Origin of the sequence: Kitasatospora sp. NPDC059462 (genome assembly GCF_042749955.1) — a bacterium.
Lineage (GTDB): Bacteria > Actinomycetota > Actinomycetes > Streptomycetales > Streptomycetaceae > Kitasatospora.
The window spans coordinates 1-9,643 of the sequence record NZ_JBHYUU010000253.1 but is presented as its reverse complement, the minus strand read 5'-3'; the positions used below and the strand labels follow the sequence as shown (position 1 = coordinate 9,643).

The window sequence follows — 9,643 nt, the reverse complement described above, 5'->3', positions numbered from 1 at the left end:
GGCGGGGGCGGTGCGGCCGGGCCGTGCGGGGAGCCCGCGGGCCGCGCCGGCCGGGCGGCGTCGGACCGGGCGGAACCGCCGGACGGCCCGGCGGGCGTCCCGTCGCCGGCCGCGCGCGCCTCGGCGGGGCGGGCCTGGGCGGGCACGGCGCCGAGCAGGCCCGAGGCGATCGCGAACGCGTCCGGCACGGCGGCCCGCTGTCCCGGCAGGGGCAGGCCACCGGCCCTGATCAGGTCCTGGAGCGCCCGGCCGATCGAGCCTGCCGCGGCGGCCGGCTCCAGGACCAGGACGTCCGCGGCGACCTCCGGGACGGCGTCGGCGAGCCCGTCCAGCAGCCCCGCGGCCGGGTCCGGCCCGGGCTGCTCCGCCGCCGCGCCGGGCGCCGCTGCCCCGCCGCTCAGGGCCCGGCCGACGCTGCGGCCGGCCGGTTCCGGGAGGGTGTCGGCGCCGGCTGCGCAGGTGACGGGGGCGCCGAACCCCCACAGCTGTGCCACGAGCGCCCCGCCCGCCGCGAGGGCCCGCGGCCGGGGCAGCCACCGCCGGGCCCCGCGCCGCCCGCCGCCGACGGTCCGTCGGTCGGGTTCCGGCCCCCTGGTCGCGTGTTTGGCTCGCACGTGAATCGACAACGAGCGGGCGGACCGTGAGGTCACGGGCACCGTCACGGACAGTCATCGGGCGCCTCTGCCGGGGACGGCCGGCGCGGACCGTCCGCCGCACCCCGCTCAGGAGTTGGGGCGCAGCGTCCAGACGACCGTCATGACGCCGGTCACCGCGCCGTCGGCGCGGGTGATCTCGACGGTCACCGGGAACTCCGGGCGCTCGCCCCGGTCGAGCTCCGCGACGATGTCGCCGGCCGGCCGGCCGAGCACGGCGGTGGCCGTGACGGCGCCCATGGCGAGCTTCTTGTACGCGATCTCGGCGCTCACGGCCAGCGGCACCGCGCGCGAGAGCTGGTCGCCGAAGGCGCCCAGCACGATGCAGCCGCTGGCCGACTCGGCCAGGGTGAACATCGCACCGGCATGCGGGCCGCCCACGTGGTTGTGGTACTCGGGCTGGTCGGGCAGCCGGAGCACGGCGCGCTCCGGGGTGGTCTCCAGGTACTCCAGCTTGAGGGTCCGGGCCATCGGGACGGTGGAGTCGAGCAGCTGGCCGATCGAAGCAGTGGTCATGGCGGCAACGTTACTAGCCAGTAGCTTCCGGTGGCAGACCCGGACCCGGACGAACGCGTGAGACGCGGACCACGGTGCGACGTGCGCCACACCCCACCGCCGCCCGGCCGTCGCCGATGTGAGGGAACGCGAAAAAGCCCGAGGGGCCGGTCCCTTGACGAGACCGGCCCCTCGGGGCGATGGGGTGAGTGACGGGACTCGAACCCGCGGCCACCTGGACCACAACCAGGTGCTCTACCAACTGAGCTACACCCACCATCTGTCCGGACCGCTTCCGCCTTTCGGCTTCCCCGCTCCGACAAGAAGAACTCTACAGGATCCGGAAGGGTGCTCGCGCCAGGGTTTCCGTTCCCCCGCGCGAGCACCTCCGCCGCCCCGGGCTCAGCCCGCCGGGGCCTGGTACTTCTCGGCGATCGCCCGCGCGGTGTCGGTGTCCGGCCCGGGCTGCGGGACGAACACCGCCTCGCGGTAGTAGCGCAGTTCGTCGATGCTCTCGCGGATGTCGGCGAGCGCCCGGTGGTTCCCGCCCTTCTGCGGGCTGTTGTAGTACGCCTTGGGGTACCAGCGCCGGGCCAGCTCCTTGATCGAGGAGACGTCCACGATCCGGTAGTGGAGGTGGTTCTCCAGCGCGGGCATGTCCCGGCCCAGGAACCCGCGGTCGGTGGCCACCGAGTTCCCGCACAGCGGCGCGCGCCCGGCCTCCGGCACGTGCTCGCGCACGTACGCGAGGACCAGTGCCTCCGCCTCGGCCAGCGTGACCCCGTGCTCCAGCTCGTCCAGCAGCCCGGAGGAGGTGTGCATCGTCCGCACCACCTCGGGCATGTTCGCCAGCGCCTCGGCGGGCGGGCGGATGATGACGTCCACGCCCTCGCCGAGGACATTCAGCTCCGAGTCCGTCACCAGCACCGCGACCTCGACCAGGGCGTCCCGGTCGAGGTCGAGGCCTGTCATTTCACAGTCGATCCATACCAAACGGTCATTCACACAACTCACCCTACGGCGCGATCACGCGCCGCGGGCACCGGAGGAGCCGAGCGCGGCGCCGGGGCGCGGCCCTCGGACCCGTGCTCGTCCTGGGCGTGGCCGTCCCCCTCCCGGGCCTCCCGGCCGGGATGACCGGCGGGGTGCGCCGGGCGGGAGGCCCGTCCGGCACGGCCCTCGCGGGGCTCCCCGGCCTCCGCCGCGGTGCCCCGGCCGGCCTGCGGACGGAGCTGGCCCGCCCGGGCCTGCCGGGCCCGGACCTCCGGCGCCCCGTCCTGCGGCCGGTCGGCCGCGCTCCGGTGCCCCTGGCCCTGGCCGCGCGCGCCCGGCTGCGGGACCCCGTCCTCGGCGGCGGCGTGCTCCGCCGTCCTGGGCGGACGGCCCGCGCCCGGCCCGGGCTGCGCCGGGACCATCGACGGGCGCGCCGGACCGCGGCCGGCCCCCGGCTGCCCGGGGTGCGACGGATGGCCGGCCTGCTGGTGCGGGTACGGCTGCCCGGCCCGCGCGTGGACGCCCGGCCCGGACGGCTGCCCGTGCTGGCCCGGATGCGCGGCACCCGGCCCGCCCGGGAACCCCGGGACGGCCGGCTGCCCGTGCCCGACCGGCCCGCCGTGGCCGCCGTGCTGGCCCGGCACCGATCCGACGGCCGCCGCGGTGGCCTGCGACCCGACCGTTCCGGCCGTCCGCAGGTCGCCGCCCGCCGACGCGGCCGCCGCCCCGGGCCGCCGGGCCCGGTAGCTCGTCCGGTACGCGGCCGGCGAGACCCCGAGCTGGCGCCGGAAGTGCCCGCGCAGCGCCACCGGCGAGCGGAAGCCGCAACGGCGCGCGACGTCGTCCACCGACAGCTCCGAGGTCTCCAGCAGCCGCTGCGCCTGCAGCACCCGCTGGGTGATCAGCCACTGCAGCGGGGCGCTGCCGGTGAGCGTGCGGAACCGCCGGTCGAAGGTCCGCCGGCTCATGTAGGCGCGGGCCGCCAGCACCTCGACGTCGAACTGCTGGTTGAGGTTCTCCAGCGCCCAGGTGACCACCTCGGCGAGCGGGTCGTTGCCGATCTCCTCAGGTAAAGACTGATCGATGTACTGGGCCTGCCCTCCGCCGCTGCGACGGCTCGGCACCACCAGCCGGCGGGCGAGCGCGTTGGCGGCCTCGGCGCCGTGGTCGCTGCGGACCACGTGCAGGCACAGGTCGATGCCGGCGGCGGTGCCGGCCGAGGTGAGCACGTCGCCGTCGTCGACGAACAGCTCGCGGGGGTCGACGTGCACCCGGGGGTAGCGCTTGGCCAGGGTCGGCGCGTACATCCAGTGGGTGGTCGCCGGGCGGCCGTCCAGCAGACCGGCGGCGGCGAGCACGAACGCGCCGGTGCACAGGCCGATGATCCGCGCACCCTCGTGGTGCGCCTTGCGCAGTGCGGTGATCGCCTCGACCGGCGGCGGCTGGGAGATCGAGCGCCAGGCCGGGACCACGATCGTGCCGGCCCGGGCCAGCGCCTCCAGCCCGTACGGGGCGGAGAGGGTGAGGCCGCCGGTGGTGGCGAGCGGGCCCTCCTCGCCGGCGCAGACCAGCAGCCGGTAGCGCGGCACCCCGGCGTCCTGGCGGTCGACGCCGAAGACCGAGAGCGGGATCGAGCTCTCGAAGATCGGTGCGCCGCCGAAGATCAGGACGGCGACGGTCTCGCGGCGGCGGCGGCCGGAGAGCTTGCGGGGCGCGGCGGCCATCACGGGCGCCGAGGAGCCGTTGAGACCGGTGGCGGGACCGCCGTGGCCGCCGGGGCCGTGCATCGCCGGGCCGTGTCCGCCGGCGCCGTGCCCGACGGCGCCGAGGCCGAGCGGTCCCGCGGGGAGACCGCCGGCGGACACGGGGCCGGACAGCCCGGGGAGGGCGGGTCCGAGGCCGTTTCCGGGGGCACCCGGGGCGAAGGCGGCGGCGGACGGTCCGGCGGCGAAGGCCGTGAACCCGTCCGGTCCGGAATGGCCGCCCGGGTGCCCCCCGGAATGGCCGGTAACCGACGCTCCGACCCGGCCGTCCGAGCCGCTGCCGTACCCCCCGGAATGGCTGACGGCCGGTCGGCTGACGGGGCGTCCACCGTGCTCCGGGGCGGCCGGGAAGGCCGGGGTCCCCGTGCCCGGTGGGGCGCCCGGGCCGGCCGGGGCTCCCGGTGCCGACGGGACTCCCGGGGCGGACGGGGCCGCAGGGGAATAGGAGGGGTACGAGGCGGTGCCGGAGTGACGGGTGTTGGCGGTGGAGGCCTGGGAGCCGGCGCTTCTCGCGGAACGACCCGCGATGCCGGCCACGGCCTGGCCGCTGTCAGGACCCGCGTCGCTCCTGCTCACCCTGCTCAAGGCGCTCAAGCCCCCTCGGTGGTGTGGTGTGGTCGTGCGGCACTGCTGGCCAAGATCGAATCTATCGGGTGGACCGTTGCCGTTGTGACAAGTTCACCATCCGACGCTATGTCGACATGGCAATTTGGCGTGATGCATTCGATCACGAAGCGTGGCAGCCGTCGACCCTTCTGGGAAGGGGGCCGGGGCAACGGTGGCTGGTTGTCGCGGGACGGGTCCTGGGACGTCCGGCTCGGAGGTGCCCGGCCGGTGCGCCTGGGCTGCGGATTTGCCCAAGGGCGGGGGAGCTGCGCGAGATTGACTGAAAATAGCCGGTGCACGCGAGGGCGCACGGCCGCACGGCGTGCGCCTCCCAGGCTTCATCCGGCCAGTGCCGGGGCCCGGGAAGGGTGCTCGGTGGCCTCATGCCGCCGTTCTCCCGGGGAGATCCCCGGCCGGCCCTAACCGGCCAACGGCGATGCCCGGCCCCTTGGGGCGTGGGCGCAGGCCCCGGTCGGGACGGCCGGCGGGCCGTCGAACCGCGCCGACCGGACGGGGCGTGACGCGTGGGCGGAGCCCGAACCGGCGTCGCCGGGCCCGGAACTGACGACGCCGAGGGCGATGAAATGGTTGCACGATGAACGACCCGGATTCGAACGGTGCGATCACGTCCGTGCGGCGACGGGCCTTGCGCGGCGGCGCCGCTGACGGTGGGTGAGTCGACCGGGCCGCTGCCGGATGCTCCGGCCCGACCGGCTGCCGCCGGATCGGGTGTCCTCGTCGGTGCTCGCCGGACGCGACGGCCGCGCACGGCGGGCGTCGTCTCCCGCGATGCGCGGCCGCCCGGCTTGCGCGCGGCCTGGCGTTCGGGCCTGGCTCTGCGCGAGACCGGCTTCCGCGCGGGCCCGGACTTCGCGTGGGCCCGGACTTCGCTCGGGCCCGGCCCGAAGTCCGCTACCCGGCCCGGGCCGGTCGCTGCGGTACTGCGAAGTCCGGCCGCGCCGGGAGCGCGCCCAGGGGTTCCGCCACTGCGGGAAGGGTGGCGGCATCCCCGGCAAACCCGTCGGACCGGTTTCGGACAGTCTGTCCCGCATCGGCGACGGTTGAAGCACTGCCGGTGGTGTGCGCGGTCGAAGGCGCGTGTCCACCCTCGGCGGCGTACGGCCGCAGCGGGGCGCCGTCGCGCGGGACGCCCGGCGCCGCCGCCCGCCGCTCCGCGCCGGGGCCGGACTGCGCCCCGATCGCTCCCGTCCCGCAGATCGCCCCGGGAACGGCTGCCGCCCGGACACCGGCGGGCCCGCGCTCGTGGGTGCGCGGATGGCCCGCACCGCCCGCCGGCCCCGACAGGCGCGCGAGCGCCACGCCGCCGCCGACGACGGAACGGCGCGCGGCGGGAGCGGTTCCCGCCCGGGCCTCCCGCCGGGGCGCCGGAGCACCGCGGGCGGCCAGCACCTGCCCGACGGCCTCCGGCAGGCCGGCCGCCTTGAACGTCGGCCGGTAGGCGGGCTCGGCCCACGGGCGGCCGTGGTGCAGCCAGACGCTGCGCAGCCCGGCCAGCTCGGCACCGGCGATGTCCGCGGGGGCGTGGTCGCCGATCATCCAGGTGTGCGCGGCCCAGTCCCCGGTCGGTGTGACGCCGCAGCGCCGGGCCGCGATCTCGAAGATCAACGGGTCCGGCTTGAGGCAGTCGGCCTCCTCGGAGATCACCCAGCCGTCGACCATCGGCCCGAGGCCGGTGCGGCGGATCTTCTCCAGCTGGGGACCGGTGCTGCCGTTGCTGACGATGCCGAGCGTCCACCCGGCCGCGCGCGCCGCCCGCAGCGCGTCGATGTTGCGCGCCGGGCAGTTGATGTAGGAGTTGATGCCGTGCCGGTAGTGGGCGAGCAGCCGGTCGAGCGACTCGTCGAGGCCGTAGCGGCGCCGGGCGGCGGACAGTACGGTGCTGCGCGGTACGTAGCCGCCGCCGTCGATGGTGACGAGCCAGTCGACGTCTGCGGGCGGCAGCGCCCGTTCGGTCAGAAAATCCTGAGCCCAGGCCCGGAATGCGGCGTCCCTGGGGAGCAGCGTGTTGTCGAGGTCGAGCAGGAGCAGGGGCATGTCTCGCATGGTGCCAGCGGTCGGGCCTATGCACCTGGCAAATGCCAGACGGCGTCCCGAACCGGTGCCCCTTGGCTGAAACGGGTGCCGGTCGGCGGCGCACCGCCCGCCCCACTGGTCTCCCCCCTGCTCGTCTCACTGCCCGGTGACCGTCCGCAACGGATCGTCATCGATCCATGACAGTCCGGTCACGGTGTCCCGGAGAGCTGTTGCGCCACCCGGCCCGCTCCGTCAAGCTCCAGGGAACCTCCCACGCCGGAGGGGCGCTTCCGCGCCCGGACGGGGGCGCGCCGCAGTGGCGCGCGCATCCCTCGTTCGCGGGAAGAGTGCCGCCCCGGGGCCGCGCGGCTGGGCTGCGTGTCCGGCCCGTCGTACTCTGAAAGGAACAGGTCACAAACGGTGGTGCTCGGCGCAGACCGACGTCTTCCCGTGGGCGGGCCTGCCGCCCGGGCAGCGTTGTCCTCTCCTGTCGGCCCATCTCCTTCGAAGAGCCTTGTGCCATGGCTGGTTCTGAGCCCTCCCCGCCGGTCGAACCGGACGAGGACGCCCGGGGCGGTGGTCTCACCCGCCCCCTTCGCCACCTCGTGCGCCGTGGCCGCTCCGGCTCAGGCGCACGCCAGCGGCGCGACGAACGGCGCCCCGATGCCCCGGAGCCCCCGGTGACGGGCCGGCCGGGACCGGGCGCCGAGCGTCCGAGCGCCTCCGACCTGCCCGGTGCGGCGGGCGAACCGGTGGACCGCGAGGCACCCGCCGGGGCCTGCGACCCCGCCTTCCAGCACGGCGTGGTGGTCGGCTTCGACGGCTCGCTGTCCAGTGAGCGAGCGCTCGCCTACGCGGTGGGCATGGCCCGCCGCTCCCAGTGCGGCCTGGTGATCGTGCACGTGGCCAACCGCCTGCCCGCCACCGTCTGGGCGGGCTGCGAGCCGCCGGTCTTCGTCGACCTCCCCGACCACCGGACGGAGGTGCTCGGCCTGGAACTCGCCTGTGCGGACTTCCTCGCCGGGGTGCCCTGGATCCTGGTCGAGCGGGGCGGCGACATCTGCCACGAGATCGAGGAGGTCGGCCGCGAGTTCGCCGCCGACGCGATCGTGGTCGGCACGACCCACGGCCTGCTCGGCAAGATCTTCGGCACGGTCTCCGGCCGCCTCGCCCGCCGCGCCAACCGCCCCGTGATCGTGATCCCCTGACGGCTGGTCCGCTTCCGACCTCCCGTTCCGGCCCTCCCTCCCGGAGCGTCGCACGCCGCCCGGCCGTCCCCCCCCGGAGCGGAAGCGGCCGACCGTGCCCCGTCGGCCGCATCGTCCGGTTGCTCACTCCGGGTCCGCTGAGCCTCGCTTGTCCTCGACGTGGACGACGTGAAGCTCGGTGCCGTCCCGATGACGCTTGGAGCGACCGAACAGTCCGACCGCGATCTCCGGAAGCTCCTGGGACTCATCGAGGCCGACGTAGGTGAGGATGTCGTTGTGGTGGCCGGTGACGATCCAACCGTCGGCGTCCTTGAGGTCGGTCACCCCGAAGTCTCCCGACGACGACCCGGCGTGCACGGGGCCGAACTCCTTCAGCAGAGCGGTGGCCTGTTCGGCAAGCTCCCCGCTCGGGGCCGTCAGCACGACACAAGTGCCGTGTTCGAACAACACCCATGACTTGCGGGAGTCGGTGAGGATTCGTCGCCAGGTGTCTATCAGCATCTCGGTGTTCACGGCGATCATCATGCCGGACACCGGCGCGGGGTGACGGTCGGTCGGCGACTTCGGCGGGATCGCGACTCCCGACCATGCGGGTCCGCGAGTCTGCGGGCCCGCCGGTCGGACGGGCGGGGTGGTGTGGGCCGAACGTGTCATCCATGCCGACGGCGCGCGGTGCCGCCCGCTCCGCCGTGGGGGTGCGGCAAAGAATGACAAGGTGATCGTTGGGCCAGCCTCGCCGCCGAGTCGTTCCCCACGCCGTCCTCCCTGCCGTCCGTTCCCCCGCGCCGTCGCCTCCCCCCTTCTTTCTCTTCTCCTCCTGCTTCTCCTCGCCCCGGCCCCGGCCGGTTCGGCCCACGCTCTCCGGGCGTCGGCACTCCGTCCGGCGGGCGGCGAGGCCCGGGGAGCGATCCGGCTGGAGGCCCGCACCAACGGCGCCACCGGTGTCGACGTCCGGGTGCGCGCCGACGAACAGCTGCTCCGCGTCTACCGGTTGACGAACCAGGCCGAGTATCCGCTCACCGTCTCGACCGTGACCGACGCCCAGGTCTCCGGGGCGGCGGTGGTCTGCGGGAACCAGCAGCCCTTCGCCCTCCCGCCGTTGGGCGTGGTCGAGTGCTCGGCCGCTCTGCCGGCCCTCAGCGGACGGCAGCGGACCGCGGTCCGGGCCGAGGCGACCGCCCCGAAGGGCATGCCGACGGCCGTCGCGACCGCGGAGGCCGGCTACCAGGGGCTGGTCGCCGGGATCACCCTGGCCCGTGTCGGTGTTCCCACGGGCACGGGTGTGGTGGTTCGCTCCGCCCGTTCCGCACCGCGCCGGAGCCTGACCTTTGCTCAGGTGCGCTTTGGAGCCGCTCCCTTCCTGCCGATGGTGGTCGGCGGCGACGTCCGGCTGCGATACCGGGTCGACGCCGTCGGGGATTCGCCGATCAGTTCGGTCAGCGTGGTGGACCACCTCCCGGGGGTGGGGCCGGTCAGCTGTACCGGACAGGCCGCGGGCGGCCTGCTGGAACCGGGCCACCCACTGGACTGCGCCGCCTCCGGGCAGGCCGTGCCCGGTCGGCACACCGCCCTGGCGAGGGCCGAAGGCCTGGCGGTCGACGGCGCGGTCGGCCAGGACGGCCGCCCGCTGCCGCCCCGCCCGGTCGCCGCCGACGCCCCCGGCGAGTACGAGGGCGAGGCCCCGGCTCCGGCTCCGGCCGGTGCGGGCACCGCGGCGGTCCCTCCGGCGGCGGCCGGCGCCGCCAACCCCGCCGCCGCGAACCCGGGTGCCAACGCGCCACCACCCAACCCGGCGGCCGCAGCCGCCGCCCCCAACGCCGTGGCGGCTGCGGCGGCTGCAGCCGGGGCTGCGGCTGCGGCCGCGGCAGCCGCAGCCCCAACGGCCGCTGCT

5 protein-coding genes, 1 tRNA gene and 3 pseudogenes are annotated in these 9,643 nt (G+C 75.7%); 2 read left to right on the top strand and 7 right to left on the bottom strand.

What is annotated here, in order from left to right:
• From ACFXAM_RS35620 to ACFXAM_RS35595, 6 genes and pseudogenes are all read right to left on the bottom strand, one after another.
• Positions 1–494, bottom strand: a pseudogene (locus ACFXAM_RS35620) (hypothetical protein); the annotation flags it as partial.
• Between the two features lie 228 nt (positions 495–722).
• Positions 723–1,169, bottom strand: a complete 447-nt coding sequence (locus ACFXAM_RS35615; RefSeq protein ID WP_380297705.1) for a DUF4442 domain-containing protein — start codon at positions 1,167–1,169, stop codon at positions 723–725.
• Between the two features lie 180 nt (positions 1,170–1,349).
• Positions 1,350–1,425 (bottom strand) — tRNA-His (locus ACFXAM_RS35610).
• 125 nt (positions 1,426–1,550) lie between these two features.
• Positions 1,551–2,153 (bottom strand): oligoribonuclease, encoded by a 603-nt coding sequence (gene orn, locus ACFXAM_RS35605; protein ID WP_380297703.1) that lies wholly within the window; start codon positions 2,151–2,153, stop codon positions 1,551–1,553.
• Between the two features lie 554 nt (positions 2,154–2,707).
• A pseudogene (locus tag ACFXAM_RS35600) lies at positions 2,708–3,865 on the bottom strand (helix-turn-helix domain-containing protein); the annotation flags it as partial.
• Between the two features lie 1,557 nt (positions 3,866–5,422).
• On the bottom strand, positions 5,423–6,565 hold the full coding sequence (locus tag ACFXAM_RS35595) for an HAD-IA family hydrolase (protein WP_380297702.1): 1,143 nt from the start codon (positions 6,563–6,565) through the stop codon (positions 5,423–5,425).
• A gap of 707 nt (positions 6,566–7,272) precedes the next feature.
• Here ACFXAM_RS35595 and ACFXAM_RS35590 point away from each other — a divergent pair.
• Entirely contained in the window at positions 7,273–7,752 is a 480-nt protein-coding gene (locus ACFXAM_RS35590; protein ID WP_380297708.1) for a universal stress protein, read from the top strand.
• 123 nt (positions 7,753–7,875) lie between these two features.
• Here the strand turns inward: ACFXAM_RS35590 and ACFXAM_RS35585 are convergent, their stop codons facing one another.
• On the bottom strand, positions 7,876–8,274 hold the full coding sequence (locus tag ACFXAM_RS35585; protein ID WP_380297706.1) for a hypothetical protein: 399 nt from the start codon (positions 8,272–8,274) through the stop codon (positions 7,876–7,878).
• A gap of 433 nt (positions 8,275–8,707) precedes the next feature.
• Here ACFXAM_RS35585 and ACFXAM_RS35580 point away from each other — a divergent pair.
• A pseudogene (locus ACFXAM_RS35580) lies at positions 8,708–9,643 on the top strand (hypothetical protein); the annotation flags it as partial.